Raw genomic sequence first — 25,864 nt, 5'->3', positions numbered from 1 at the left:
TCCATCTGTATGGCGCGTAGGAGGCTCCAAAGTAGGTGCAGGCATCACGTGGAGGGCGGTAGATAACTGGTGCAGATCGCAAGCGCCCGTTGACAGCAGGCACGGCAGGCGTTGTTTAATCATCGGCCTGGATTCTTGTTGTCTCTTCCAATTATAAAATCGGAGCTACAGATGCCTGCCCAGTCCCCGATAGTCGACAACGCCACAACCCTCATCGGTTTCAACGACCTGGTGAGGTTGCTGAGTGCGGTATTCGTGAAGCACGGCACCGCGCCGGAAGTGGCCGAAATCCTGGCGCGCAATTGCGCCAGTGCCGAGCGCGACGGCGCCCATAGCCACGGCATTTTCCGCATCCCCGGTTACCTCAGCACGTTGGCCAGTGGCTGGGTCAATGGCAAGGCGGTGCCGGTGGTCACCGACGTGGCGTCCGGCTTTGTACGGGTGGACGCCGGCAACGGATTTGCCCAGCCGGCCCTTGAAGCGGCGCGCGCGCTGCTGGTGGATAAGGCTCGCAGTGCCGGTATCGCACTGCTGGCGATCCACAATTCCCATCACTTCGCGGCCTTGTGGCCGGATGTCGAACCCTTCGCCGAGCAAGGATTGGTGGCGCTGAGCGTGGTCAACAGCATGACCTGCGTGGTGCCCCATGGCGCCGACCGGCCGCTGTTCGGCACCAACCCCATCGCCTTTGCCGCGCCGCGTGCCGACGGCTTGCCGATTGTGTTCGACCTGGCCACCAGCGCCATCGCCCACGGCGACGTGCAGATTGCCGCGCGCAAGGGTGAGCGCTTGCCGCCGGGCATGGGGGTCGACAGCCTCGGCCAGCCCACCACCGACCCCAAGGCTGTGCTGGAAGGCGGCGCGTTGTTGCCCTTTGGCGGGCACAAGGGCTCGGCGTTGTCGATGATGGTCGAATTGCTGGCGGCGGCCCTGACGGGAGGTAACTTTTCCTTCGAGTTCAACTGGGCCGATCACCCCGGCGCACGTACGCCCTGGACCGGGCAATTGCTGATTGTGATCGATCCGAGCAAAACCGCCGGGCAAAGCTTCGCCGAGCGCAGCCAGGAACTGGTGCGGCAGATGCATGCGGCGGGATTGCGGCGCTTGCCGGGGGATCGACGTCATCGCACACGGGCGAAGTCGTTGGAGGAGGGCGTGGTGGTGGATCTGGAAGCGCTGAACCAACTGCGGGACTGGGCTACGTAGCAGTTGACGAGGCTCGTCAGCTGCTACGGGCATGTGTCGGTCAGTTACGGCGACCCAGCAGCAGGCCAACCACCAGGCCAAAGCCCGCGGAGATGGCCACGGTCTGCCATGGATGGCCACCGATGTAGGTTTCGGTGGCATCGACCACCGGCTTGCTGCGCTCGCGCACGTTGGATACCGAGTCCAGTGCCTGCTTGAGTTTGATGGCGACCTGTTCGCGCAGGGTTTCGCCTTCTTCGCCCACCAGGGCAGCGCTGCTTTTGAGCAGCTTGTCCGATTCTTCGATCAGGGCCGTCAGTTCACTGAATGCTTGATCCTTGATTTGATCTTCAACAGCTTGGGCGGCAGTTTTGCGGGCCATGGGTGTGACTCCTTGCAGGTGAATGTGACAGTGAACAATGGAGTGCCGGGCGGTGGCAAAAGTTGCAGTTTTTTTGCCGGGTCGGCACTGGCGAACGAAATCCGAATCCGGAAAATTCGGCCTACAGTGTAAGATGTCGACTATTTGTGCAGCAGGAATTTCAACATGAGCTTCAATCTCGCCAACAAAACCCTCGCCGAGCGCGCCGAGCTGGAAGATGAAAAGTCCCGCCTCTACGACCTGTGGCAAACCAACCTGGGCAAGGCCAAGGGCGAAGCCGCGCGGTTGTTCGGTGAGCGCGCCAAGCGCAAGGGCAAGTGGGCCGAATGGGTCCGCGCCGAACTGGACGGCATGTCGCCGCCGGAGTTTTCCAACATGGTGCGCAGCGAAGTCAACAAGTTGATGGCGGCGGCGAAGTAAAACCGGCGGCAATCGCTTCGCGTACTTTAAGCAACATCGGATCAAGCTGGGCCTGGGTGCGCCAACCCAGTTCCACCGGGTAGCGCGGCAGCGCCAGCGGGCAGGGCAATACCCGCAGGCCGGTCATCTCGGCGATGGCCTGCGCCGCATGCCCGGGAATGGTCGCCACCGCCTGGCTGCCCTTGAGCAGAAACGGCAGTGCGGCAAAATGACTGGTCGAGGCGCACACCTGGCGGCTCAGGCCCTGGGCCGCCAGCCCTTCGTCGGTGATGCCGATGAACCCGCCTGACGACACCAGCACATGCTCGCGGGTGACAAATTCATCCAGGCTGAGGCTGCCCTGGCCCGGCGCCAGGCTGCGTGGGTCCACGACGCAGCGATAATCCCCCTCTCCCACTACCTGCCGACTCAACCGGCTTTGCGCAAAGCCGCCCGCAGTGATTGCCAGGTCCAGGGTGCGATCGAGCAGGGCGCCGGCGACGATCTGGCTATGGGTCTGGCGAAAGATCACCCGCAGCTTCGGCAAGCGCTGTGCGATGGCGTCCATCAAGCGGCGGCCATAGGCAATCTCGAAGTCGTCGGACAGGCCCACCACCACCGAGCGGCCTTGATAGTTCGGGTTGTTCGGATTGACCATCGCCAGGCTTTGCCGACAGCGCTCCAGCGCCTCGCTGATCACCGGTTTCAATTGGTTGGCCCGCAGCGTCGGCGCCAGGCCACGGCCGGTACGCACAAACAGTTGGTCGCCATAGACGTCGCGCAGACGTCGCAGGCCTGCACTGATGGCCGACTGCGTGACACCCAGGCGCAACGCCGCGCGGCTGGCGCTGGACTCATCGTGGAGGGCTTCGAAGGTTTTCAGCAGGTTCAGGTCGACCTGGGCGATATTCATCTGGCTCATATCATTCAGCACTGAGGTGGGCTTTATTCATGATCGAGCCTGGCGAGAAAATGGGCAACCCCCCTTATCTGGAGTGATCGTGATGCCCGTTTCTACTGTGGCGGCCCTGCAAATCGGTTCCCTGCCTGGCGGCAAGGCCGACACCCTGGCGCAAATCCTCGCCTATGAAGACGAGATCCTGCGCAGCGGCGCGCAATTGGTGGTGATGCCCGAAGCGCTGCTCGGTGGCTATCCCAAAGGTGAAGGATTCGGCACCCAATTGGGCTATCGCCTGCCCGAAGGCCGCGAAGCCTTTGCCCGCTACTTTGCCAACGCCATCGATGTGCCGGGCGCCGAGACCGAGGCCCTGGCCGGCCTGTCGGCACGTACCGGCGCCAGCCTGGTGCTGGGTGTGATCGAGCGCAGTGGCAGCAGTTTGTATTGCACGGTGTTGTATGTCGAACCCACCGGCGGCCTGGTGGCCAAGCACCGCAAACTGATGCCCACCGGCACCGAGCGGCTGATCTGGGGCAAGGGCGACGGCTCGACCTTGCCGGTGATCGACGCGGCGGTAGGACGCATCGGCGGTGCGGTGTGCTGGGAAAACATGATGCCGCTGCTGCGCACCGCGATGTACGCCAAGGGCGTCGAGGTATGGTGCGCGCCGACGGTGGATGAGCGCGAGATGTGGCAGGTGAGCATGCGTCATGTGGCGCATGAAGGGCGTTGCTTTGTGGTCAGCGCGTGCCAGGTGCAGGCCTCGCCCCAGGCACTGGGCATCGAGGTCGCCAACTGGCCTGCAGAACGCCCGTTGATCGCCGGCGGCAGCGTGATTGTCGGCCCCATGGGCGACATCCTCGCCGGGCCACTGGTGGGGGAGGCCGGGCTGCTGACGGCGCAGATCAACACCGATGACCTGGTGCGAGCGCGGTACGACTATGACGTGGTGGGGCATTACGCCCGCCCGGATGTGTTCGAGCTGGTGGTGGATGAGCGCGCCAAGCCAGGTGTGCGCTATATCACCGACTGAAAGCCGGTGGAAATGTGGCAGGGCCCCTCAGCGTTTAGAGGATTGGTTTTCCAGCCATTCCTCGCGGGTCATTTCCCAGATATCCCGTGGGAAAGTGCCTGCCACAAACTCACCTTCATCCGTCCTGATCAAACGCATGCCCGTATGCTCGGAAATCCGCCGTGAGCCCAGGTTGGGTGCGGCCTTGGGCGCCCGCAACACAGGGCGCTTGAGCACGCCGAACCAGTAGTCGGTCACCGCCGCGCTGGCTTCGGCCATCAACCCTTGCCCCTGCCATTGCGGCCCCAGCCAGAACCCGCGGTTGTTATCCTGCTCGTCCATCAAGCTGACGTTACCAATCAACTGTCCAGGCGCGCTTTTCAGGCGCAGCGACCAGTGCCATTCCTCGCCACGGGCCATGGCGGGCAGGGCGATGTGCTCCAGGTAGGTGCGCGCGCCGTCAGCCGGGTAGGGCCACGGCACCAGGGCGTTGAGGTAACGCACCACGTCCCAATGCGCGAATTGCTGCTGGATCCCTTCGGCATCGTCCAGGGTCAGCGGGCGCAGGATCAGGCGTTCGGTAAAGAGTGTCGGTTGCATGGTGTCATTACCAGGTCGCGGTATTCGGCAAGTCCAGCGTGCCACGGTCCACAAAGCGCATCGTGCCGAACAGCCCGCCCGCCAGTTTGCCCCGCAGCACGTAGGGCAGGTTGTTCAAGCTCTGGGTCTGGCTCAGGCCCAAGGTCTGGCGCAGTACGGAAAACGCCGAAACACTCACCGGCACCATCAGCACGGTCTCGGAAAAACGCGGGATGCTGCCGCGCTGGTCACTCACCCCCGACGCCAGCGGCCGACCGTTGACCTCCAGGTCGAGGGCCACGCCGTTGTAGTCGATCGCCGTTTCATTGGGGTTCTGCACCCGCAGTTTCACGGCGAAGCGCACTTCCAGGTCCTGGCTTTGCAGCGGCTCGATGCCCACCACATTGATATTCACCGGGTCGCGGTTGGGGAACAGCGCACAGGCGCTCAGGCTCAGCAGTAGCAGCGATAGAACCATGAGCTTGCGCATGCAAAGGGTGCTCCTATTTCGTGACGTCCGGGTCCTGCATCACTTTGAGGGTAGAGGACTCCGGATCAAATTCATCTTCTTCCAGCTCTATGAACGCTTCCGGCAGGAAAATGTTCAGCAGGATTGCACAGAACGCGCCCACGGTGATCGGCGACTCGAAGATGTTGTGCAGCGCCTTGGGCAACTCGCGTAACACTTCCGGTACGGCGGCCACGCCCAGGCCCATGCCGAGGGAGATCGCCACGATCAGCACATTACGGCGATGCAGCCCGGCTTCGGCGAGGATCTTGATGCCGGCCACGGCGACGGTGCCGAACATGATCAGGGTCGCGCCGCCCAGCACCGGCTTGGGCATCAGTTGCAGCACCGCGCCGATCATCGGGAACAGCCCCAGCAGCACCAGCAGGCCGGCGATGAAGTACGCCACGTAGCGGCTGGCCACGCCGGTCAACTGGATCACGCCGTTGTTCTGGGCGAACGTCACCATCGGCAGACTGTTGAACGTCGCGGCCATTGCCGAGTTGAGGCCGTCGGCCAGCAGGCCCGACTTGATGCGCTTGATGTACAGCGGGCCCTTGACCGGCTGTTGGGAAATCATCGAGTTGGCCGTCAGGTCACCGGCCGCTTCCAGGGGCGAAATCAGGAAGATCACCGCCACCGGGATAAACGCCACCCAGTCGAACGAGAAACCGTACTTGAACGGCACCGGCACGCTGATCAGCGGCACCTGGGGCAATGCCGCCATATCGACGCGGCCCAGGTACCAGGCCACCACAAAGCCCAGGGCCAGGCCGATCACGATCGAACCCAGGCGCAGGAACGGGTTATTGAAGCGGTTGAGCACCACGATGGTCAGCAGCACCAGGGCCGCCAGGCCCATGTTGCTCGCCGCGCCCAGGTCGCTGGCGCCAAAGCCGCCGGCCATGTCGGTAACGGCCACCTTGATCAGCGACAGGCCCATCAGGGTAATGATGGTGCCGGTCACCACCGGGGTGATCAGTTTGCGCAACTTGCCGATGAACTGGCTGAGCACCACTTCGATAAACGCCGCGAAAAAGCAAATGCCAAAGATCGTCGAGAGGATCTCATCGGTGCCGCCGCCCCGGGCCTTGACCATGAACCCTGCGCTGAGAATCACGCTGATAAACGAGAAACTGGTGCCTTGCAGGCACAGCAGCCCTGAGCCGATAGGGCCGAACGTGCGCGCCTGCACAAAGGTGCCGAGCCCCGACACAAACAGCGCCATGCTCACCAGGTAGGGCACTTCGCTTTCCAGCCCGAGCACACCCCCGACGATCAGGGTGGGGGTGATGATGCCGACAAAACTGGCCAGCACGTGCTGCAGCGCGGCAAATATCGCCGCACTGAAATGCGGGCGGTCCTCCAGGCCGTAGATCAGGTCGGATTTATAGCGGGGGCGGGGGGCTTGAGCGTCAGACAAAATGAGGGCTCGGGTCAGAAAATGGAGGCGCAGGATGCCAGAAACGGCCCAGCGTCAGAAGTGTAAAAAAATATTTATAAAGACCCTGCATAAAACCCTGATTCCTGCCGATACTGCTTATAGGCCCATCTATCAAAAACAACAGTGATGGCCGGTGTCAGGCAGTGCGTTGACGCTGGCTGATCGTTTCGTGGCATGGACGCGCGCCGCCACTCCATATCGAGATCGCCCTTATGTCGCTCCGTCACCTGAATATCGCCCCTCGCGCTTCCCTCGGTTTCGCCTTCATCGCCCTGTTAGTGGTGGTGTTGGGCGGGTTTGCGGCCAACCGCATGACGTTGATCCGCCAGGCCTCGGTGGACATGAGCAGCAACCAGCTGCCCAGCGTGACGTACCTGGGCCAGATGACGGAGAACGTCCTGCGCATGCGTATCCTGTCATTTCGGGTGCTGGTCAACCGCGAGCCGGCCGGCCTGCAGGAAGCCGAAACCCGCATTGGCGTGTTGGTCGACAAGGTCAAGACGGCCCAGGCCGGCTACGCGGCATTACCCGCCGGTACGGAAGAAGCGGCGTTGTACAAGACGTTTGTCAGCACCCTGGATAACTACTTCAAGGCCCAGGCGGACATGCTGGCGCTGTCCAAGCAAGGCGACGTCGAGCAGATGCGCACCCTGATCAATACCCGGATCAAGGAAGGCACCGATCAGATGGGCGAGCAGTTGAACAAGCTGATTGCGATCAATGCCGCCAACGCCAAGCAAGCCAGCGACGCAGCAGGGCACAGTTACACCAGTGCCATCACCGGGATTATCGTGGTTTCGGTCAGCGCTGCACTGCTCACGGTGCTGCTGGCCTGGCTGCTGACCCGCAGCATTGTCACGCCGTTGCGCAAAGCCGTTCAGGTGGCTGAAACCATCGCCGGTGGCAACCTGACCAGCGTCGTTGAAGATAATGGCAACGATGAACCCGCGCGCCTGATCAACGCCCTGTCGACCATGCAAACCAACCTGCGCCAGACTATCCAGCACATTGCCGGTTCGGCCACGCAGTTGGCTTCGGCGGCGACAGAGTTGAGCGCCGTGACCGAGGAAGCGTCCCGGGGCCTGCAGCAACAGAACAATGAAATCGACCAGGCCGCCACGGCGGTCAACGAGATGACCGCGGCGGTGGAAGAAGTGGCGCGCAATGCGGTGTCCACCTCCGAGGCCTCCAACCAGTCCAACCAGGCCGCGCGGTCGGGTCGCGACCGGGTGATGGAAACCGTCGGCGCGATCCAGACCATGACCCAGGACGTCCAAAACACTGCCGCGATGATCGAAGGCCTGGCCACCCAGGGCCGTGACATCGGCAAGGTGCTGGACGTGATCCGCGCGATTGCCGAACAGACCAACCTGCTGGCGCTCAACGCCGCCATCGAAGCGGCCCGCGCCGGTGAAGCCGGACGCGGCTTTGCGGTGGTAGCCGATGAGGTGCGGGCGCTGGCCCATCGCACGGCGCAGTCGACCCAGGAAATCGAGAAGATGGTCGCCGGCATCCAGAACGGTACCGGGGAAGCGGTGCAGTCGATGCAACAGAGCAACCAGCGCACCCAGGACACCCTGGAAATGGCCCGCGCCGCCGGCGTGGCCCTGGAGCAGATCACCCAGTCCATCAGCCTGATCAACGAACGCAACCTGGTGATCGCCAGCGCGTCGGAAGAACAGGCCCAGGTCTCCCGCGAAGTGGACCGCAACCTGGTCAACATCCGCGACCTGGCGACCCAGTCGGCGGCGGGGGCCAACCAGACCAGCGCGGCCAGCCACGAGCTGTCGCGTCTGGCGGTGGATTTGAATGGGATGGTGGCGAGGTTCGTTATCTGACCCACTTTTTGCAATGCAATCAAATATGGGAGGGGGCTTGCCCCCCGATGGCGGAGTGACAGTCAACTTATCTATAACTGATCCACCGCTATCGGGGGCAAGCCCCCTCCCACATGTGTTCTGTGTGATGTCAGAAGCTATTGCTTCCAGGCCCCTGGGTTCACCAGATTCTTGGGTTTTTCACCCGCCAACGCCTGCAACAGATTGTCCACCGCACACTTGGCCATCGCCTCCCGCGTCTCATGGGTCGCCGAGCCGATATGCGGCGTCGCCACCACGTTGTTCAGACGCAGCAACGGTGAGCCGTGATCAAGCGGTTCCTTTTCGAACACATCCAACCCCGCCGCCCGAATCGTACGTTGCTGCAAGGCCTCGACCAACGCCGCCTCGTCCACCACCTTGCCCCGCGAGATATTGATAAAGATCGTCTCCGGACCCATCAGAGCAAACTGCTCGGCGCCGATCAGCTTTTCGGTTTCAGCCGTGAGCGGCAAGGTCAGGCAGACAAAATCGGCCTGTTGCAGCAAGTCGTCGAGGCTGCGGTACTGCGCGCCAAAGCGCTGTTCCACCGCCGGCTTGGGCGAATGGCTGTGGTAGATCACCGGCATGCCAAAACCGAAATGCCCGCGCTGGGCCAAGGCTTCGCCAATGCGGCCCATGCCGATGATGCCCAGGGTCTTGCCATGCACATCGCTGCCGAAGTGTGACGGGCCGATATTCTTGCTCCACTGACCGGCGCGCACCATGTCGGCCAGCTCCACCACACGCCGGGCAGTGGCCAGGATCAGCGCGAAGCCGGTGTCGGCGGTGGTTTCGGTGAGCACGTCCGGGGTGTTGCTGAGCAGGATGCCGCGTTGGGTCAGGTAGTCGATAGCGTAGTTGTCGACCCCCACGGACACGCTGGCCACGGCTTCCAGTTGCGGTGCGAGGTCGAGCAACCCGGCATCCAGGCGCAGGCTGGCACCCAGCAGGCCGTGGGCGGTAGGCAGTGCATCGCGCAGCTTGGCCAGGCCGGTCTCGTCCAGTGCGTCGATCAGGGTGACGTCGCACTGTTCATGCAGGCGCGCCATCAACGGTGCGGAGAGCTTCTTGTACAGAACCACAGACTTTTTCATGGGGTTTTTACCTTCAATTCGAGGGTCGAGATGGGCGCGCGTTCACGGTCACTGGCGCCGGGCTTGAGGAAAAACGTCAGCACCACCGACAGCATCAGCGCGCCGCTCATCAGCAGGTACGAGGCGCCGGGCGAGCCGGTGCTGCTATTGAGGTAGCCCACCAGGTAGGAGCCGCCGAACGAGCCGAGGGCGCCCATGCTGTTGATCAGCGCCATGGCGCCACCGGCCACGTTGGCAGGCAGGATCTCCGGGACGATGGCAAAAAATGGCCCGTAAGGCGCGTACATGCAGGCCCCGGCAATCACCAACAGGGTGTAGGACCACCAGAAGTGTTCGGCGCCCAACGCGTAGGACGCGTAGAAGGCGATGGAGGCAATCAGCAGCGGCGGCCACACGAAGCGCTTGCGCTTTTGCAGTTTGTCCGAGCCCCAGGACACCACCAGCATGGCGATCACGGCGGCGAGATAGGGCAGGGCCGAGAGCCAGCCGGCTTCGACCATGTCCATCTGCAGGCCTTTCTTGAGGATCGACGGCAGCCACAATACGAAGCCGTACACGCCGATGCTCCAGCAGAAAAACTGCAGCGCCAGGATGATCACCTTGGGCGAGCGGAACGCTTCGGCGTAATTTTTCACCGCCTTGATGCCGACCTGTTCGGCGGCCAGCGCGCTTTCGAGGTCTTTTTTGTGCTGCTCGCTCAGCCACTTGGCGTCTGCGGGTTTTTCATCCGCCAGCTTCCACCAGATAAATGCCCACAGCACCGCCGGCAGGCCTTCGATGATAAACATCCAGCGCCAGCTGAAATGCTGCACCAGGTAGCCGGACACCACCGACATCCACAGCATGGTCACCGGGTTGCCGAGGATCAGGAAGGTATTGGCCCGCGAGCGCTCGGCACGGGTGAACCAGTGGCACAGGTACACCAGCATGGCCGGCATCACGGCAGCCTCGACCACGCCGAGCATGAAGCGAATGACGATCAGCATGTAGGCGTTGGACACCACGCCGGTCAGGGTGGCCAGGCCGCCCCAGAGGATCAGGCTGACGAAAATCAGCTTCTTGACGCTGCGCTTTTGCGCGTAGATCGCACCCGGCACCTGGAAGAAGAAGTAGCCAAGGAAAAACAGTGCACCCAGCAATGACGACATGCCGGGGGTGATCATCAGGTCCTCGGCCATCCCGGAGGCGGCGGCAAAGCCATAGTTGGCGCGGTCCAGGTACGCCAGGCTGTAGGTGATAAAGACGATGGGCATGATGTACCACCAACGGCGGGTGGCGAGTTTCACGGTGTCCATAAGGTTGCTCCTGAGCTTGTTGTAGTTGTGGCAACAGGGTGTGGGTCAAGCGACGGATCGGGTGGGTAATTCAGAGCGGGTGGGCAAGCCTTCCATATCGCCGCGGCTTTGCACGGCGCGGCTGCCGATCCAGTTGCCGCGTTGTACCGCCTCGGGGAAGCTGAGGTTTTCCAGCAGGGCGCTGATCATGCCCACGGCAAAGCCATCGCCGGCGCCCACGGTGTCCACCACTTTGTCCACGCGCACGGCGGCGACAAAGCCCTGGTCCAGCTGGGTGCGGAAGTAGGCGCCGTCCGGGCCGAGCTTGATCGCCACGGCTTCGGCGCCCTGGTCGAGGTAGAAGGCGGCAATATCCGCCGGGTCGTCGAAACCGGTGAGCAAACGGCCTTCGCCCAGGCCCGGCAGGACCCAGTCGGCGAGGCCGGCGAGGGCGTTGATTTCGCGGATCATCTGCTCCTGGCTGGTCCACAGCGACGGACGCAGGTTTGGGTCGAACGACACGCTGCCACCGGCTTTGCGCATCTGCGTCATCAGCTCTACGGACAGCTCGCGGGTGGCCTCGGACAACGCCGGCGGAATACCCGTGGCGTGCAGATGGCGGGCTTGCAGCAGCGCCGGGCTGATGGCGTCGATGGACAGATGGCTGGCGGCCGAGCCCTTGCGGAAGTACTCCACCTGCGGGTCATCGCCGGCTTCTTCGCGGGACTTGAGCTGAAAGCCGGTGGGGTGCAACGGGTCGACCGCCACGTGCCGGCAATCCAGGCCTTCTTTTTTCAGCGTGTCGACCACAAAACGCCCGAGGGAATCATTGCCTACCCGGCTCAGCCAGGCGACGTTGAAGCCCAGGCGCGACAGGCCGATGGCGACATTGCTGTCGGCGCCGGCAATGCGTTTGTGAAACTGTGCCACCTGGGCCAGGTCGCCGGTCTGCTCGGCGACAAACATCGCCATGGTTTCGCCAAACGAGAGGATATCGATCTCAGACATGGGCATTCTCCCCACGGGGTTGGCCAAGGAGAGCGAGGGCAGCCACCTGTTGCGCGGTGACGTCGACCAGGTCATCGCCCTGCAACGGGAATTCCACCGCCCGTGTAATGCCTTGAGTCATGTGCGTGAGCAGTTGTTCCCACAGATGCAGGTCGGTGGCGCCGGGCGGCAGCGCCACCAGCTTGCCGTCCGCGCGACGGGCCACGGCCTTGCAGTGCAGGTAGTCGACGTGCCGGCCGAGCAGGCGCGCGGCGGTCAGGGCGGATTGGTCCTGCCATTGCCAGTTGCCGATATCGAAGGTCATCTTTACCGGCAGCCCCAGGCGTTCAACCTCGGTGAAGAAGCGCTGCATCGGCTCGATGCGCCCGCCGTGCAGGGTCTGGTCGTTTTCCACCAGGAGCTTGACCGGATGGCGGGCGAGCAGGGCGTGCAGGCTTTCCAGGTCGTTGGTATCGGTGAAATAACCGAGGGAGACTTTCAGCCAGCGCGCACCAAAGGCCTGGGCACGGTCCAGGGTTGCGTTGAGGTCGGCATTCGGCTGGGCGCGGCCGGCCACCCACAATTCCAGGGGCGATGAGAACACACACTCCAGGCCTTGCTCGGCGGCAGCCTGGGCCAGTTGTGCAGGTTGCTCGCTGGTCAGCAGTTCTTCGCGCCACTCGATGCGCCGGGCACCGGCGGCGGCCAGCAATTCGACAAAACTCAATTGGCCTTGCTGGCGGACCAGGTCGGCGCCGTAGCTGGAAAGGCTGATGGAAACGGGGTATTTGTGCATTGTTGTTTACCTCTGAAACCGGTTTCATTTTTTCACGTTATAAAGGTTGAATCGACTCTGCTACGTGTAAGGACGCTGGGTCGAACCTCGAATGATCAACTGGGGCAAAAAGTCCAGGGTGCGGGTCGGTTCGGTGTCACCGCGCAAGCGCTTGAGCAGGCAGTCGAACGCACTGGCGCCAATCGCTTCGGTGGGTTGGGCGAGGGCGGTGATGCCGTTGCCCACCAGCGGGTACCAGTCCAGGTCATCCAGGGCGATCAGCCCCACGTCGTCGAACAGCTTGCAGTCCAGCGCCTTGAGCGCACGGGTGCAGGCCAGTGTGGCGACGCCGTTGGCACAGAACACCGCCTTGGGGCCGGGTTTGGCGAGAAAGGTTTGCAGGCGTTGTTCCAGCCCGTCATCGAGCGCCAGCACCGCGCCGGTCAGCGCCGGGTGCCGGGCAATTTCGTGCTTGAAGCTGTCCAGGCGTTCCTGCCGTGAACTGGTGCCATCGCAGGCTTCGCTCACCAGCAATACATCGCGGTAACCCTGCTGTTCCAGGTGTTCCACTGCCATGCGCACCGCCGCCGGGTTATCCAGCCCCACCAGGTCGCTGTGCAGCGGCTCGACCTTGCGGTCCACCAGCACCAGGGGCATTTCCCGTTGCAGTTCCAGCAATTGGTCGAGGTGATGGCCGAGGGTGTTCACGATCAGCCCTTCGATGTTGTACGAGCGCAGCGCCGCCAAATGCTGGCGTTCCTGCTCGTCATCGCGGTCGGTGTTGCACACCACCAGGCTGTAGCCGTGCCGGCGGCAGGCGGTTTCGACGCCGTGCATCACGGCAATGGAGTAGGGGTTGCGGATATCGGCCACCAGCATGCCGATCAGGCGCGTGCGGCCACGTTTCAACCCGCGGGCCATCTGGTTGGGGCGGTAGCCGAGCTGTTCGATGGCCTGTTCGATGCGCAGGGCGATGGCATCGGAGAGCAGGGCGCGGTCTTCGCCGATAAAGCGCGACACGCTGGCCTTGGAGACGCCGGCGTGTTGGGCGACGTCGAGCATGGTGACGCGGCTGCGCTGGGCGGCGGAAAATGGAGTCACGACGGTTGGACCTTTTTATTGGAGTCAAGGGATCCAGCGACCGTGAGACAGGTCCTGAAACCGGTTTCAGCAGACACCATCCAAGGCTGTCCCGTCAAGAGCACGTGGCAATTGTCTTGCCCTTCGTCGTGATCGAATCCGACGAGTGGCAAGGGGTACCTGTTACTTTTGACAGTATCCGTTGCGGGTGTTTGAGCGCTTAATTCTCTCCAGGATTCTTAGGAGGGAAGAGAAAATGCCCAGCTCACTCAAAGCAGTCGCCCAACCCAGAGTACTCTCTACTCCGGGGGGGCAGGCCAGGGTATTACCGCCTTTCGACGAGGTGGTGGGGGTCGATCCCGCCGACCCGGAAGGGCTGATTCCTCTGCCGGTTTCATTGCAACCCCTGGAGTGCCGTATTCCCCAGTGGGTGCCAGGTCCTTCAGTCGGTAGGACCCATACCCTCACGCTATGGTGGCGTGTGCGCGGTGTGGAAGTCGAAGCTGACTCGCAGCCGTTCACCGGGCCGCTGGATCCGGCGCTTTTCCCGTACTCGTTGTATGTCCCTGTCGATTTCATGCGGGAAATCGATGCGGTGGTGGAAGCTTTTTACACGGTGACAGATGAGGGCGGTACCGCGACGCCATCGTTCCCGTTGACGTTGACGGTGGATAACAACCCGCCGAGGTTTCAGGATCCGGACGACAAGGCACGTTTTGTTGACCCAGCCATAGAAGCATCCGGAATCACTGAAGCTGTGCTGGCCGCCAATCCATTCATCGAAGTCGAGGTGCCGCCCTACATCGGCCGTGCAGGTCGTGACAGCATCGGGTATTACCTGAGCAACACCACCCCACCGTTTCCGCCTATCCAGAACGGCAGGCCGGAATTCCCCCTGATCACCGACCCACTGATTCTCAGGATTCCCGCCGAACACTTTCGCGTCCTCCGTAACGGGATCGGCTATTTGCACTACCGCTTATATGATCGCGCCGGAAACTTTACGTTGACGTTCAGTGCGCCGTTGGATTTTACGGTCAACCTCATTGCTGATCCGAGCAACTTGCCTGCGCCTGATATTCGTCCGCCGGCCTATCTTGATTTTCTGATCAAGCGTGATGATGCACGTGCGATTGTCGCAGTGCGGATTCCCCGTGAATACGATGATTTTGCAGCGGGCGACAGTGTCGTGATGGTCTGGGACGGTCGCCCTGTTCTGCCGGCAATACCCATCACCGGGTTCCCATTTGCGGTCGAGATACCCTGGACTATCCTGCGCGGCCCCGACCCTCTGGCACGCACCGAGGTGCAAGTCAGGTATGAGATTCATCGTGCGGGGCGCCCGCCAATGCCGTCGCCGCCGAGTTTTTTCTGGGTAGACCTGACTATTGCCGGACAGGACCACCCTAACGCGCCGGCGCTGCTCAATACCACGCTGGCGCTGGTGGATGTGTTCGGCAAAGGCTCCGGATTGCACAATGAACTCGATTTTCGTGATGCGACTGCAGGCGCTGAGGTGTGGGTTCGTCTCTATCAGAACCCGGTGGCTGGAGAGCGGCTGGAGCTGTATTGGAACGGTACGGGGCCAGTGGCTCACTATGATGTGCAGCCAGGGGATGTGTTCGATCAGCCGGTGCAGTTCACGGATGTGCCCGGCAGGGTGATTGTCGAAGGTGGTAACTTCCCGGACTTGCCGGTGTATTACACCACCAGTAACGGAGTGAACAAACAACAGTCAGACGCTACACCCATCAATGTTCATGCCGCACCGTTAATTAAGTTCGATGCGCCATTGATACAACATACCCTGCATGGCGGTGGTAACTATCTTACTTGTGAGTCTCGACCTGCTATTTGTCACGGCGTGTATTGGTTTATACGCGATGACAGCCGATTTCAACCGGGGGATGAAATCCGGTTTTTTTGGCAGGGCTATTCAAGTAATAACTGGGAAAACCCCATTCCCGACACTGACTTCAGCGTGACTGTCAATTATGTCGCGAACGGTCAAGCGGTCAGGGTGTGGCCGTGGGACACGAAGATTGAACCGATGCGTATCTATGCATCGGCAACCGCCGAGTTCTTTGTGATTCGACGCGGGGCGCTGATCGGCCAGTCTGCCCCGGGGCTCGTGCGTATTGATCGCGGGATCTCCGGCAGTGGAAGGATTTGCCAGCCGGGCGACGTCGGCTTTTGTGATTCACTGGACGACGAGTATCCGGACAGTCATGGATGATTGCCGGGAAGGTGAAATCAACGGGATTATTTGAGTGAACCTGTATCCATTACCCAGCCGTCGGCACTCTTCGGTTGTGGCATTACTTGAACTTTTTTTAGTAAGTGAGGGGTGGAGTAAAGAATAAAAAGTTGCACGTGTTGTGTGGCTCTATGAGCGTCGTCGGACGCTCCGCAGAGTAATCTTTTATACAAAAGAGAGTAGCTCGCATGAAAAAAATAGTTCCCAAGTCGAAAGAAACAGGTGTGGGGCCGGCAGCGGTTCCCATTGTGCTCCCTGCACCGATGATTGACGGGCTTGTTGACCCGGACGAGTACCCGGGTCTGGTGTCCAGAGAAGCCGCCGATAGAAACTTTCTTGAAGTGGATATTCCAGTGTGGTCTCCCGCTTCGACCAACCCCGTCAGGCCCGATACCCTGGATGTTCATTTGGACGATATCGGTGATTTCCAGACTGGGCGCATCAGCAGTGAACCGATATTTTTCACGGCGCCCATTCCGCTGACTTATACAGTCAATATTCCGCGGCGATTCCTCACTGAAGGCGTCCACACTCTCAGCTACAGGGTAATCCAGGCCTCCCTGAATGACTCAGGCTCCTTTGAAGCGCCACTGCACATTGATCGAACCGCTCCCTACGACAGCATTCCCGACGGGCCTCGCCGTTTGACCCTGCCGCCTGGCTGGACAGGCAGCGTCACACAGGCGCTTCTGGATGCAAACCCCACGGGCGTGCCCTTCGGCATTCCGGCGTATGCCGCAGAGGGGGCTGATCCAGGTGACAGATGGCGCCTGTACTACGGCGACTCAATGGCGGTGATTGCTGAGGGGCCGGTGTTCCCTGACAGGGTGGTGCGCTTCACCCAGGCTCTGGCCGATGCGGCGGATGGCCCGCGTAAGTTGGTGTACCGCTTGCTCGATGTCGCCGGCAATATCAGCGATCCTTCGTTCGAGCTGCCTATCACTGTGGCGTTGCGGCCTGCGCCAGTACTCGAGCCGGCAGGTGTGAGGGATGCCGTCTCCTTGACGGGCGTGGGTGACCGCCTGATTGATCGTCGCGATACCGCAACCTCCGCCGGTATGTTTGTGATTATTCCGAGTTACGACGCTGACCGTACGCTGGACCAGCTTCTGGTGCGTCTCACCACCACCCATGGCACTCGGGACGTGGGGCCCTACGCGCTGGGTGGATCCCCACTGCCTTACAACTTCCACGTGGACTTTCCGACGCTGGTCGCCTTGTACGGTACGAGTACCGGTAGCATCAACTTGAGAGTGGAATATGCGGTGGTGCGAGGGGGGGTGACTTATATGGTACCCACGCCGACCAATATCGAGCTCGAACTGGAGGTGGGCGGCCCGATCAACCCTTGGGAGCCGGAGTTGATCAACCCCAACCTGCCACTGCCGATCCTGACGGGGCGCGGTTCCGGACTGACCAACGAATTGGATGAGCGCGACTCACAGATGGATGCCGACGTCGTGGTTCGCCTGTGGAGTGCTGCTCCGCTGCCTTCGGCACAAGCGTTCGATATCGTGCTGTACTACCAGAACGAACAGGTCGATCGCAGGCCGGTGGACCCGTCGACGGCCATGCCAGGTGATGAGATCCATATGGTCGTACCGTGGCCATATATCCTTAAGCATTCCAATAACCTAATCCCATTGCGCTATGAAATCGCGATCGCGGCTACCCACAACCGGGTTTCATCACCGCACCAGGACATCAACGCCAATGCCAACGTGATTGCGTTCCCTGCACCCAGGGTCACAGGGGCTTTGCCCGAGATTCCAGGTGTTGCGCCGGCAGAAATCGTGTGCAATACATTGCAAGGGCCGAACCGTGAGGTGCATGTATTTGTGCCCCCTCATTCACAGTTGGCGGAGGGGATGATTGTCACGGTGAATTGGACGGGCTGCAGTGACAATGATGGCGCGGTTCCCATTCCGGGTGCGACCGGGCCGTTTCCGTTCGGTCCGCTGAACTTCGAGCAGACTCGAGTGGGCTTCACGGTCCCCGTCAGGCCCTATGCGACCTACGTGAAATCCATCAATGCGGCGGCGTTGGATATGGGGTCGGTCCATATCACCTACAGCGTACCCGTCATCGGTGTCCCGTCCCCCGTCGTTTCCGCCGAAGCCATCCTGTTGGTGAGAGGCGTGCGGCCAGGTCCGGTCTACTGTGATGGTTCACCTTGGCCAGGTTCCAGCTGAGCGCTGGCGTGGTGGTACTGGAAAAGAGGAGCCTGGCTCCTCTTTTTTATTGCCTGCCGAAACGTCGGGCAACTCACCTGGCAATCAAAGAAAAATCCTACATACCCGTTCCCTCCTCCTCACTAATCTGCGCCCCGTCATGACCTGGGCCTATCTCGCTTGGTGCCGGTCAATTCGTTCCCTTTCGGGAAGGTTCTTCACGGGTATACATGCAATGACTATCGATGCACAGTTCAAAAAACATCCTTTGGCGCTGGCGCTCCAGGCGCCTGCTGTCGGCTTCCTGTTGCTGGGTGCCACATTCACCCATGCCACCACGACATTACATCCGGGCATGGACCGCACCATTGAGGCGGGTGCGCGTGTTGATGACTGGGTCATCAGCGAGAATGCGCACCTGACATCCAACGGTGCCGAACTGCGTCAATCCCGAGTGTCTGCCGGTACGCTGACCCTCAATGCCGGTACCAAGGCGCAGGACATTTACGCGACCCAGGGTGCGCAAATCAACCTCGATGGTGCCACGGTAGAGGCCCGCAGCTCTGCCGCCTTTGCCATCAACCTGCAAGGCAGCAGCGCCCACATCAGGGGCAGCCAGGTCATCAATAACAATGGTGTCGGCCTTGTGGCTGCACGTAACTTCCTCACGGATGAGGGGTCGACAGCCACTGTTTTCGACAGCACGATCATCGGCTCCACTGAAGGTGCGCGGGCCACTGCGTTCAGCCAACTCAACTTCTTTGACTCGGATGTCATTGCTACTGATGAAAATGGCATCGGCGTGTTATTGCTGGGCGGGGCTGCGAACGCTGTCGGCAGCTTCATTACCGGTGGCGAGAATGGTGTACGCCTGAGTTATGAAAGTGCGGACTTGAACAACAGCAGCCTGGTATTGAACGGCTCTCATGTTGAGGGCCGCAATGGCGCGGCACTGTTGGTGGAGGGCGATGCATACGGTGCGACCGACGCGGACATCCATGTCCTCAACGGTTCGACCTTGAGCGGTGGCAACGGCAATATCCTGGAAGTCACCGGCGGTTCCTCCGCCAACATGAACGTTGACCGCAGCCTCCTGGTGGGTGACATCGTGGTCGAAGACGGCAGCAGCGCGAAGGTGCAGCTCAACAATGGCTCCTGGCTGACCGGCCAGTTGAAGAACGTGGCCGAGTTGAGCGTGAACACCGCGTCCAACTGGATGCTGGTGGGCGACAGCAATGTCGACGCCTTGAAGATGGGCGGCGGCACCGTACACTTTGGTGGGCCGGATGAGTTCTACCAGTTGGACGTGAAGAGCCTGGAAGGCAATGGCACCTTTGTCATGCACACCGACTTCTCCACCCACCAGACCGACTTCCTGAACGTGGAGGGCAAGGCTGAGGGTAACCATAGCCTGTTGCTGGACGCCACCGGTTCGGAACTGGCCAGCGGCCAGCCGATCAAGGTGGTGCACACCGAAGGCGGCGATGCCCACTTCTCCCTGGTGGGCGACACCGTGGACATCGGCGCCTACGCCTATGGCCTGCAGAAGGATGGCACCGACTGGCTGCTCGACCCGACGCGTCGCGGCACCAGTACCAGCGCCCATTCGGTACTGGCCTTGTTCAACAGTGCGCCGACCGTTCTGTACGGTGAGTCGTCCCTCCTGCGTACGCGGATGGGGGAATTGCGTTTCAGCGATGGCAAGGACAATGGCCTGTGGATGCGCAGCTACGGCAACAAATATGAGGTCGCCGCCAACAAGAACGGTGCCGGGTATGCGCAAACCCAGAAGGGCTTCACTATTGGCGCCGATGCGCCGTTGTCCAGCGGCGATGGCCAGTGGCTGGCGGGTGTGATGGCCGGCCACAGCACCTCGGACCTGAGTCTGAACCGCGGCAGTAAAGGCGAGGTCAAGAGCTACTACCTGGGCGCCTATGCCACGTGGCTGGATGATGAAAGCGGTCTGTATTTCGATGGTGTCGCCAAGCTCAACCGTTTGCACAACGACGTCAATGTGACCATGAGCGACGGCAAGAAAGCCAAGGGCAACTACACGCAAAACGCGGTGGGCGTGTCGGCGGAATTCGGTCGCCATATCCAGCTGGATGAGGATTTCTTCGTCGAGCCTTACGGCCAGTTGTCGGCAACCATCACCCAGGCACAGAGCTACGAGTTGTCCAACGGCCTGCAGGCCAAAGGTGATCGCTCCAGCTCCGTGGTCGGTAAGGTGGGCGTGACGGCTGGCAAGAACATTCAGCTGGAAAGCGGCAGTGTGTTGCAGCCGTACCTGCGCACCGCGCTCGCCCATGAGTTCGACCAAAGCAACAAGGTGTTCGTCAACGATCAGAGCTTCAACAATGATCTGTCGGGCTCGCGGATCGAGCTGGCGGCTGGCGTGGCGATGTCTGTATCGAAAAACGTCAAGCTGCATGCCGACGTTGAAACCAGCAAAGGCAAGAAGATCGATCAGCCGTGGGGTGTCAACTTCGGCCTGCGTTACGACTTCTAAGGCACGCACTCACTTGAACAGGGGAAGCTTCGGCTTCCCCTTTTTTTCGCCTTCAGATCAGTGCGCCCAGCCAGGTCGACCCCAGCAAGAGCAAGGCCATGCACCGGTTGACGCGTTGCATGGCCTGCGCCGAGCGCAAGACCCGGCTGGATCCCGCGCCCAGCACAGCCCAGGCGCCGAGACAAGGCAGCGATATCAGAAAAAATACCAGGGACAGCGTGAGGACCTGGCTCTGGCGTTCGGTGCCATTGCCGGCAAACACGCTGACCACCGCCACGGCCATCATCCAGGTTTTCGGGTTGATCAGTTGCAGGCTGGCGGCACCGGTCAAGCCCAGGCGTTTTTGCGTCGATTGCGCATCGACCACCTGTGCCGGTGCGCTGAAAATCTGCCACGCCAGGCAGCTCAACCAGGCGACCCCAACCCACCGCATCGCCGTTTGCACGCCGGGCCATTGCACCAGGGATTGTCCAACGCCTGACCCCACCAGCAGCACGAGTCCCGCCGCCCCGGAGCAGGCGCCTAGAATGATCGGCATGGCGGCCTTGAGACCGTAGCGGGCGCTGTTGCTCAGCACCAGGATGTTAGTCGGGCCGGGTGTGATGGAGGCGACGAAGGCGAACAGCATGAATGGCAGCAAGTTGGACAGCATGGCGGGGGACTCCGGTAAATCAATCGATGGAGTCGATCTTTACAAGCCGGCGCCTTGCGTGTCTGGAAGGTTTGAGCAGCGCTTGCGGTACGCGGCGGGCGTGAGGCCGTAGGCGCGGATGAACCAGCGGCCCAGGTGGCTCTGGTCGGCGAAGCCCAGGGCAATCGCCACGTCTGCCGGTTGTTCGCCCTTGGCCAGCAAATACCGGGCGCGGGCCAGGCGCAGTTGCACCAGGTAGGCGTGGGGCGGCAGGCCGAAGGCGCTCTTGAAGGCGCGGGTCAGGCGAAAGCGGTCGACGCCGCACGTCAAGGCCAGTTCGTCCATGCCCACGTCTTGCTGCAGGTGGGCATGCAGATAGTCCCGCGCCCTATAGGCCACCCGCGGCAAGCGCGGGTCTTCACGGTAGCGGGTGCGCCATTGGAGTTGGGCGGTAAGGCACTCCAGCAATTGGTCCATGGCGCGCTGGCGCACGATGCGCAGTTCGCCGCTGTGCAGGGTCTGGAACGCACGGCTGGTGGCCAGGGCCAGGCGCGGGTCGCTGGTCAAGGTGCTGGTAAACCCCAGTTGACTGTTGAGGGGCGCCTCTTCGAACACTGCACTCACTTCCCGCGCCAGCCACTGCGGGTCGAGGTACAGCATATGGTAGGTAAAGCCGTCAGCGGTGGGGGCGTCGCCGTCATGCAATTCACCGGGCTCCACCAGGAACACCTGGCCGGGCACGCTATTGTGCCGGGTGCGGCGGCAGTTGAATTGCTGCACCCCTTGTTCGGTGACGCCGACCAGGTAGCTGTCATGCCAGTGGGGGTCGTAGGCGTGACCCTCGAAATGCGCGCGCAGGGTCTCGATGCCGGTGTCGGCGTCCTGGGACAAGTCGATCCAATTGTGCGCGGCCATAAAACACCAGCATGCATGTGTAAGGGTATTAGCGCCCACCGGCACCAGGGCGTCTAGAAGGTTTGTGCAGCCTAGCCGAACAGCCCGGCGGCGATGTTGATCGAGAACCCCAGGATCGCCGTATTGAACAAAAAGCCGATCAGCGACTGCCCCAGCACCACCTTGCGCATGCCGCGCGTGGCGACGCCGACGTCAGAGGTTTGCACCGCCACGCCGATGGTGAAGGAGAAATACAGGAAGTCCCAGTAGTTCGGCGTCAACAGCCCTTCGGCAAACCGCAACGCCGGCTCCTTGCCATTCCAGGTGTAATACAGGCGGGCGTAATGCACGCTGAAAATCACCCCGATCAACAGCCATGAACCGATGACCGTCAGCCCGGTAAACCCGTAGTGCAACAGGCGCTCGGAAGTGGCCAGGTCTTTACTGCCCACCAGTTCGAAGGTGATGGTGGCCAGGCTCGCGATCGCGGCGATGCACACGGTGAACAGCACCAGCCCGGCGTTTTCGTCCTCGATTTCGGCGATGCGCTTTACGTCGTCGGCCTTGGCACGGCTGGTCAGCCACAGCATCAGCACCAGGTAGGTCCAGACCCCGGCGTTCCAGCCGATGAGGATTTTGCTGGCGAGGGTGTCGGCCGGCGCCAGGATGCCGACGGCAAGGCCGAGCACGGCGGCGGCGGAGAGGCGAGGGTGGGTACGGGCTAGAAAAGGCATGGCAGCTCACAGATGGTTACCTGTGAGCACCTTAGCGCATTTTTGTTGTGGCAAGCGGGCTCGCCACCGTTACAGTGTCCCCCCAAAAGCCTTAGCGCTTTTTGCGCACCAGCTTCATGACCACCACAAAGAACACCGGCACAAACACCACCGCCAGGGTCGCGGTGATCATCCCGCCGATTACCCCGGTACCAATCGCCTGCTGGCTCGCCGAACTGGCACCGGTGGCAATCGCCAGCGGCACCACGCCGAGGATAAACGCCAGCGAGGTCATGATGATCGGGCGCAACCGGAGTCGTGCGGCTTTCAGGGTGGCGTCGATCAGGTCTTCGCCCTGGTCATACAGGTCCTTGGCGAACTCGATGATCAGGATCGCGTTCTTCGCCGACAAACCGATGATGGTGATGAGGCCGACCTTGAAAAACACATCGTTGGGCATGCCCCGCAAGGTCACCGCCAGCACTGCGCCGAGCACGCCCAGCGGCACCACCAGCAGCACCGACGTCGGGATCGACCAGCTTTCATACAGCGCCGCCAGGCACAGGAACACGATCAGCAGCGACAGCCCCAACAGTATGGGCGCCTGTGAGCCGGACAAACGTTCCTGCAGCGACAACCCGGTCCACTCCTGGCCCAGGCCTGCCGGCAATTGGCTGACCAGGCGCTGGATTTCCTCCATCGCCTCGCCGGTGCTGTGGCCGGGTGCGGCCTCGCCGGAAATGGCGATGGCAGGGTAGCCGTTATAGCGCGTCAGTTGCGCCGGGCCCTGGGTCCATTTGGCGACGACAAACGCCGACAGCGGCACCATCGCGCCCGCCTTGTTGCGCACGTGGATCTTCATCAAATCCGCCACCTGGCTGCGCTGGTCGCCTTCGGCCTGCACCACCACGCGCTGCATGCGGCCCTGGTTGGGGAAGTCGTTGACATAGGCCGAACCGATGGCCGAAGACAGCACATTGCCCACATCCGCAAACGAGACGCCCAGCGCGTTGGCCTGCTTGCGGTCGACTTCCAGCTGCACTTGCGGCGCCTCGGCCAGGGCGCTTTCGCGCACGTTGGCCAGGATCGGGCTTTTTCCGGCGGCGTCGAGCAATTCGGTACGCGCCGCCATCAAGGCTGCATGGCCTACACCGCCGCGGTCCTGCAAGCGGAACTCGAAACCGCTGGAGGTGCCCAGGCCGTCCACCGGGGGCGGCAGGATCGCATAGGCAATCGCGTCCTTGAGTTCGCTGAAGGCCATGTTGGCGCGGTCGGCAATCGAGGCGGCGGAGTCATCGCTGCCGCGTTCCGACCAATCCTTGAGCGTAGTAAACGCCAGCGCGGCGTTTTGCCCGGAGCCGGAGAAGCTGAAACCCATGATCATGGTGGTATCGCCCACCCCAGGCTCGCCGGCGTTGTGCGCCTCGATCTGTTCGGCCACCTGCACCGTGCGGTTCTTGCTCGCACCCGGCGGCAGCTGGATATCGGTGATGGTATAGCCCTGGTCTTCCACCGGCAGGAACGAGGAGGGCAGGCGGCTGAACATCAACCCCAGGCCCACCAGCAGCACCAGGTAGATCAGCAGGTAACGGCCGCTGCGCTTGAGGGCATAGGCGACCCAGCCTTCGTAACGGTCGGTGAGCTGCTCGAAGCGCTTGTTGAACCAGCCGAAGAACCCGCCCTTGGCATGGTGCTCGCCCTTGGCAATCGGTTTGAGCAGCGTGGCGCACAGGGCTGGGGTCAGGGTCAGGGCGAGGAAGGCCGAGAACAGGATCGAGGTGGCCATCGACAGCGAGAACTGCTGGTAGATCACCCCCACCGAGCCGGCCATGAACGCCATCGGCAGGAACACCGCCACCAGCACCAGGGTAATGCCGACGATGGCGCCCGTGATCTGGCCCATGGCTTTCTTCGTCGCGTCCTTGGGCGACAGGCCCTCGGTGGCCATGATCCGCTCGACGTTCTCCACCACCACGATGGCGTCATCCACCAGGATGCCGATGGCCAGCACCATGCCGAACATGGTCAGCACGTTGATCGAGAAGCCCAGCAACAGCATGGTGGCGAAGGTGCCCATCAGCGCGATCGGCACCACCAGCGTCGGGATCAGGGTGTAGCGCACGTTCTGCAGGAACAGGAACATCACCGCGAACACCAGGGCCATGGCTTCGAGCAGGGTATAGACCACCTTGGTGATCGAGACCTTGACGAACGGCGAGGTGTCGTACGGGATCTTGTATTCCACGTTGGCCGGGAAATAGCGCGACAGCTCGTCCATCTTCGCCCGCACCAGGGTCGCGGTGTTCAGCGCATTGGCCCCCGGCGCCAGTTGCACGCTGACGGCGGTGGACGGCTTGCCGTTCAGGCGCGTGGAAAACTGGTATTCCTGACTGCCCACTTCTACCCGCGCCACATCGCCGATGCGCACGGTGGAGCCGTCCGGGTTGGCCTTGAGCACGATATCGGCGAATTCCGCCGGCGTGGACAGCTGGCCCTTGACCAGGATCGCGGCGGTGATTTCCTGGGTCCTGGTACCCGGCAGATCGCCGATGCTACCGGCCGAGACCTGGGCGTTCTGTGCGCTGATCGCGACATTCACGTCGGCCGGCGTGAGGTTGAAGCCGATCAGTTTCTGCGGGTCGATCCAGATGCGCATGGCGCGTTCGGCACCATACAGCTGGGCCTTGCCGACCCCGTCCAGGCGCTTGAGCTCGTTCATCACGTTGCGCGCCAGGTAATCGCTGAGCGCCACGTCGTCGAGCTTGCCGTCGTTGGAGGTGAGGGTCACCAGCAGCAGGAACCCGGCGGAGACTTTCTCCACCTGCAAACCCTGCTGGGTCACGGCCTGGGGCAGGCGCGGCTCCACCGCCTTGAGGCGGTTTTGCACATCGACCTGGGCCATTTCCGGGTTGGTGCCGGGCTGGAACGTGGCGGTAATCGTTGCCGAGCCCAGGCTGCTCTGGGATTCGAAATACAGCAGGTGATCGGCGCCGTTGAGCTCCTGCTCGATCAGGCTGACCACGCTTTCATCCAGGGTCTGGGCCGAGGCGCCCGGGTACACCGCGTAGATTTCCACCTTCGGCGGCGCGACGTTGGGGTACTGGGCCACCGGCAACTGCGGGATGGCCAGCAAGCCGGCCAGCAGGATAAACAGGGCGACCACCCAGGCGAAGATCGGGCGGTCAATAAAGAACTGCGGCATTGTCAAAGATC

Annotated in this window: 21 protein-coding genes; 7 read left to right on the top strand and 14 right to left on the bottom strand. The window is 61.9% G+C overall.

The genetic code is table 11. The features are described 5' to 3' along the window. The first annotated feature begins 171 nt into the window (after positions 1-171). On the top strand, positions 172-1,206 hold the full coding sequence (locus AC07OT_RS19705; RefSeq protein WP_253489636.1) for an Ldh family oxidoreductase: 1,035 nt from the start codon (positions 172-174) through the stop codon (positions 1,204-1,206). Between the two features lie 40 nt (positions 1,207-1,246). Here the strand turns inward: AC07OT_RS19705 and AC07OT_RS19700 are convergent, their stop codons facing one another. Continuing rightward, positions 1,247-1,567 carry an ElaB/YgaM/YqjD family protein gene (locus AC07OT_RS19700; protein WP_032887039.1) on the bottom strand — a complete coding sequence of 107 codons (321 nt, stop codon included), beginning with the start codon at positions 1,565-1,567 and terminating at the stop codon, positions 1,247-1,249. A gap of 165 nt (positions 1,568-1,732) precedes the next feature. Between AC07OT_RS19700 and AC07OT_RS19695 the strand changes: the two genes are divergently transcribed. Beyond that, complete coding sequence (locus tag AC07OT_RS19695) at positions 1,733-1,987, top strand: hypothetical protein (protein WP_003190904.1); 255 nt, start codon at positions 1,733-1,735, stop codon at positions 1,985-1,987. On the opposite strand, the gene AC07OT_RS19690 is transcribed toward AC07OT_RS19695, so the two are convergent. Continuing rightward, positions 1,959-2,879 carry a LysR family transcriptional regulator gene (locus AC07OT_RS19690; protein ID WP_495108898.1) on the bottom strand — a complete coding sequence of 307 codons (921 nt, stop codon included), beginning with the start codon at positions 2,877-2,879 and terminating at the stop codon, positions 1,959-1,961. The two genes, AC07OT_RS19695 and AC07OT_RS19690, sit on opposite strands and share 29 nt — an antisense overlap. Before the next feature lie 91 nt (positions 2,880-2,970). On the opposite strand from AC07OT_RS19690, the gene AC07OT_RS19685 reads away from it, so the two are divergent. Next, positions 2,971-3,897 carry a carbon-nitrogen hydrolase family protein gene (locus tag AC07OT_RS19685; protein WP_495108841.1) on the top strand — a complete coding sequence of 309 codons (927 nt, stop codon included), beginning with the start codon at positions 2,971-2,973 and terminating at the stop codon, positions 3,895-3,897. A 27-nt stretch (positions 3,898-3,924) separates the two neighbouring features. Here the strand turns inward: AC07OT_RS19685 and AC07OT_RS19680 are convergent, their stop codons facing one another. From AC07OT_RS19680 to AC07OT_RS19670, 3 genes are read right to left on the bottom strand one after another with little or no spacing between them, the layout of a single operon-like run. Then, complete coding sequence (locus AC07OT_RS19680) at positions 3,925-4,476, bottom strand: GNAT family N-acetyltransferase (protein ID WP_495108840.1); 552 nt, start codon at positions 4,474-4,476, stop codon at positions 3,925-3,927. A 7-nt stretch (positions 4,477-4,483) separates the two neighbouring features. Next, on the bottom strand, positions 4,484-4,945 hold the full coding sequence (locus tag AC07OT_RS19675) for an LEA/WHy family protein (protein ID WP_065927877.1): 462 nt from the start codon (positions 4,943-4,945) through the stop codon (positions 4,484-4,486). Positions 4,946-4,958: 13 nt separating this feature from the next. Next, positions 4,959-6,386, bottom strand: a complete 1,428-nt coding sequence (locus AC07OT_RS19670; RefSeq protein ID WP_495108839.1) for a nucleobase:cation symporter-2 family protein — start codon at positions 6,384-6,386, stop codon at positions 4,959-4,961. A gap of 233 nt (positions 6,387-6,619) precedes the next feature. Here AC07OT_RS19670 and AC07OT_RS19665 point away from each other — a divergent pair, with 233 nt between their 5' ends. Continuing rightward, positions 6,620-8,245, top strand: coding sequence for a methyl-accepting chemotaxis protein (locus AC07OT_RS19665; RefSeq protein ID WP_141157544.1), 1,626 nt, complete (start codon positions 6,620-6,622; stop codon positions 8,243-8,245). Positions 8,246-8,382: 137 nt separating this feature from the next. On the opposite strand, the gene AC07OT_RS19660 is transcribed toward AC07OT_RS19665, so the two are convergent. The 5 genes from AC07OT_RS19660 to AC07OT_RS19640 are packed head-to-tail and all read right to left on the bottom strand — an operon-like array spanning position 8,383 to position 13,497. Next, the gene (locus tag AC07OT_RS19660; protein ID WP_495108838.1) at positions 8,383-9,360 is read right to left on the bottom strand and encodes an NAD(P)-dependent oxidoreductase; all 978 of its coding nucleotides are present in this window, start codon (positions 9,358-9,360) and stop codon (positions 8,383-8,385) included. Further along, entirely contained in the window at positions 9,357-10,655 is a 1,299-nt protein-coding gene (locus AC07OT_RS19655) for an MFS transporter (protein WP_495108837.1), read from the bottom strand. The genes AC07OT_RS19660 and AC07OT_RS19655 overlap by 4 nt, the downstream gene beginning before the upstream one ends. Positions 10,656-10,700: 45 nt before the next feature. Continuing rightward, positions 10,701-11,642 carry a sugar kinase gene (locus AC07OT_RS19650; RefSeq protein ID WP_098479691.1) on the bottom strand — a complete coding sequence of 314 codons (942 nt, stop codon included), beginning with the start codon at positions 11,640-11,642 and terminating at the stop codon, positions 10,701-10,703. Further along, positions 11,635-12,417, bottom strand: coding sequence for a sugar phosphate isomerase/epimerase family protein (locus AC07OT_RS19645; protein ID WP_065941251.1), 783 nt, complete (start codon positions 12,415-12,417; stop codon positions 11,635-11,637). The genes AC07OT_RS19650 and AC07OT_RS19645 overlap by 8 nt, the downstream gene beginning before the upstream one ends. Positions 12,418-12,477: 60 nt before the next feature. Continuing rightward, complete coding sequence (locus AC07OT_RS19640; protein ID WP_495108836.1) at positions 12,478-13,497, bottom strand: LacI family DNA-binding transcriptional regulator; 1,020 nt, start codon at positions 13,495-13,497, stop codon at positions 12,478-12,480. A 235-nt stretch (positions 13,498-13,732) separates the two neighbouring features. Here AC07OT_RS19640 and AC07OT_RS19635 point away from each other — a divergent pair, with 235 nt between their 5' ends. From AC07OT_RS19635 to AC07OT_RS19625, 3 genes are all read left to right on the top strand, one after another. After that, complete coding sequence (locus tag AC07OT_RS19635) at positions 13,733-15,712, top strand: hypothetical protein (protein ID WP_495108835.1); 1,980 nt, start codon at positions 13,733-13,735, stop codon at positions 15,710-15,712. 209 nt (positions 15,713-15,921) lie between these two features. Further along, entirely contained in the window at positions 15,922-17,925 is a 2,004-nt protein-coding gene (locus AC07OT_RS19630) for a carbohydrate-binding protein (RefSeq protein ID WP_495108834.1), read from the top strand. Positions 17,926-18,139: 214 nt separating this feature from the next. After that, positions 18,140-20,413 carry an autotransporter outer membrane beta-barrel domain-containing protein gene (locus AC07OT_RS19625; protein ID WP_495108833.1) on the top strand — a complete coding sequence of 758 codons (2,274 nt, stop codon included), beginning with the start codon at positions 18,140-18,142 and terminating at the stop codon, positions 20,411-20,413. A 52-nt stretch (positions 20,414-20,465) separates the two neighbouring features. Here AC07OT_RS19625 and AC07OT_RS19620 read toward each other — a convergent pair whose 3' ends face one another. The 4 genes from AC07OT_RS19620 to AC07OT_RS19605 all read right to left on the bottom strand — a co-directional run bounded on the left by AC07OT_RS19620 (position 20,466) and on the right by AC07OT_RS19605 (position 25,853). Continuing rightward, the gene (locus AC07OT_RS19620) at positions 20,466-21,065 is read right to left on the bottom strand and encodes a LysE family translocator (RefSeq protein ID WP_495108832.1); all 600 of its coding nucleotides are present in this window, start codon (positions 21,063-21,065) and stop codon (positions 20,466-20,468) included. A gap of 39 nt (positions 21,066-21,104) precedes the next feature. Further along, positions 21,105-21,959 (bottom strand): AraC family transcriptional regulator, encoded by an 855-nt coding sequence (locus AC07OT_RS19615; RefSeq protein ID WP_495108831.1) that lies wholly within the window; start codon positions 21,957-21,959, stop codon positions 21,105-21,107. 71 nt (positions 21,960-22,030) lie between these two features. After that, positions 22,031-22,672 carry a DUF1345 domain-containing protein gene (locus AC07OT_RS19610; RefSeq protein WP_092488619.1) on the bottom strand — a complete coding sequence of 214 codons (642 nt, stop codon included), beginning with the start codon at positions 22,670-22,672 and terminating at the stop codon, positions 22,031-22,033. A 91-nt stretch (positions 22,673-22,763) separates the two neighbouring features. Next, entirely contained in the window at positions 22,764-25,853 is a 3,090-nt protein-coding gene (locus AC07OT_RS19605; RefSeq protein ID WP_495108830.1) for a multidrug efflux RND transporter permease subunit, read from the bottom strand. Between the last annotated feature and the right edge of the window lie 11 nt (positions 25,854-25,864).

The organism is Pseudomonas sp. GW821-FHT09C10 (genome assembly GCF_059418085.1).
Note: the sequence above shows the minus strand (reverse complement) of the source record. Positions and strands in the feature narration are given on the sequence as shown.

Coding starts and splice junctions, on each gene's coding strand:
- AC07OT_RS19705 (WP_253489636.1), top strand. CDS start 172: ATGCCTGCCCAGTCCCCGATAGTCGACAACGCCACAACCCTCATCGGT.
- AC07OT_RS19700 (WP_032887039.1), bottom strand. CDS start 1,567: ATGGCCCGCAAAACTGCCGCCCAAGCTGTTGAAGATCAAATCAAGGAT.
- AC07OT_RS19695 (WP_003190904.1), top strand. CDS start 1,733: ATGAGCTTCAATCTCGCCAACAAAACCCTCGCCGAGCGCGCCGAGCTG.
- AC07OT_RS19690 (WP_495108898.1), bottom strand. CDS start 2,879: ATGAATATCGCCCAGGTCGACCTGAACCTGCTGAAAACCTTCGAAGCC.
- AC07OT_RS19685 (WP_495108841.1), top strand. CDS start 2,971: ATGCCCGTTTCTACTGTGGCGGCCCTGCAAATCGGTTCCCTGCCTGGC.
- AC07OT_RS19680 (WP_495108840.1), bottom strand. CDS start 4,476: ATGCAACCGACACTCTTTACCGAACGCCTGATCCTGCGCCCGCTGACC.
- AC07OT_RS19675 (WP_065927877.1), bottom strand. CDS start 4,945: ATGCGCAAGCTCATGGTTCTATCGCTGCTACTGCTGAGCCTGAGCGCC.
- AC07OT_RS19665 (WP_141157544.1), top strand. CDS start 6,620: ATGTCGCTCCGTCACCTGAATATCGCCCCTCGCGCTTCCCTCGGTTTC.
- AC07OT_RS19660 (WP_495108838.1), bottom strand. CDS start 9,360: ATGAAAAAGTCTGTGGTTCTGTACAAGAAGCTCTCCGCACCGTTGATG.
- AC07OT_RS19655 (WP_495108837.1), bottom strand. CDS start 10,655: ATGGACACCGTGAAACTCGCCACCCGCCGTTGGTGGTACATCATGCCC.
- AC07OT_RS19650 (WP_098479691.1), bottom strand. CDS start 11,642: ATGTCTGAGATCGATATCCTCTCGTTTGGCGAAACCATGGCGATGTTT.
- AC07OT_RS19645 (WP_065941251.1), bottom strand. CDS start 12,417: ATGCACAAATACCCCGTTTCCATCAGCCTTTCCAGCTACGGCGCCGAC.
- AC07OT_RS19635 (WP_495108835.1), top strand. CDS start 13,733: ATGCCCAGCTCACTCAAAGCAGTCGCCCAACCCAGAGTACTCTCTACT.
- AC07OT_RS19630 (WP_495108834.1), top strand. CDS start 15,922: ATGAAAAAAATAGTTCCCAAGTCGAAAGAAACAGGTGTGGGGCCGGCA.
- AC07OT_RS19625 (WP_495108833.1), top strand. CDS start 18,140: ATGACTATCGATGCACAGTTCAAAAAACATCCTTTGGCGCTGGCGCTC.
- AC07OT_RS19620 (WP_495108832.1), bottom strand. CDS start 21,065: ATGCTGTCCAACTTGCTGCCATTCATGCTGTTCGCCTTCGTCGCCTCC.
- AC07OT_RS19615 (WP_495108831.1), bottom strand. CDS start 21,959: ATGGCCGCGCACAATTGGATCGACTTGTCCCAGGACGCCGACACCGGC.
- AC07OT_RS19610 (WP_092488619.1), bottom strand. CDS start 22,672: ATGCCTTTTCTAGCCCGTACCCACCCTCGCCTCTCCGCCGCCGCCGTG.
- AC07OT_RS19605 (WP_495108830.1), bottom strand. CDS start 25,853: ATGCCGCAGTTCTTTATTGACCGCCCGATCTTCGCCTGGGTGGTCGCC.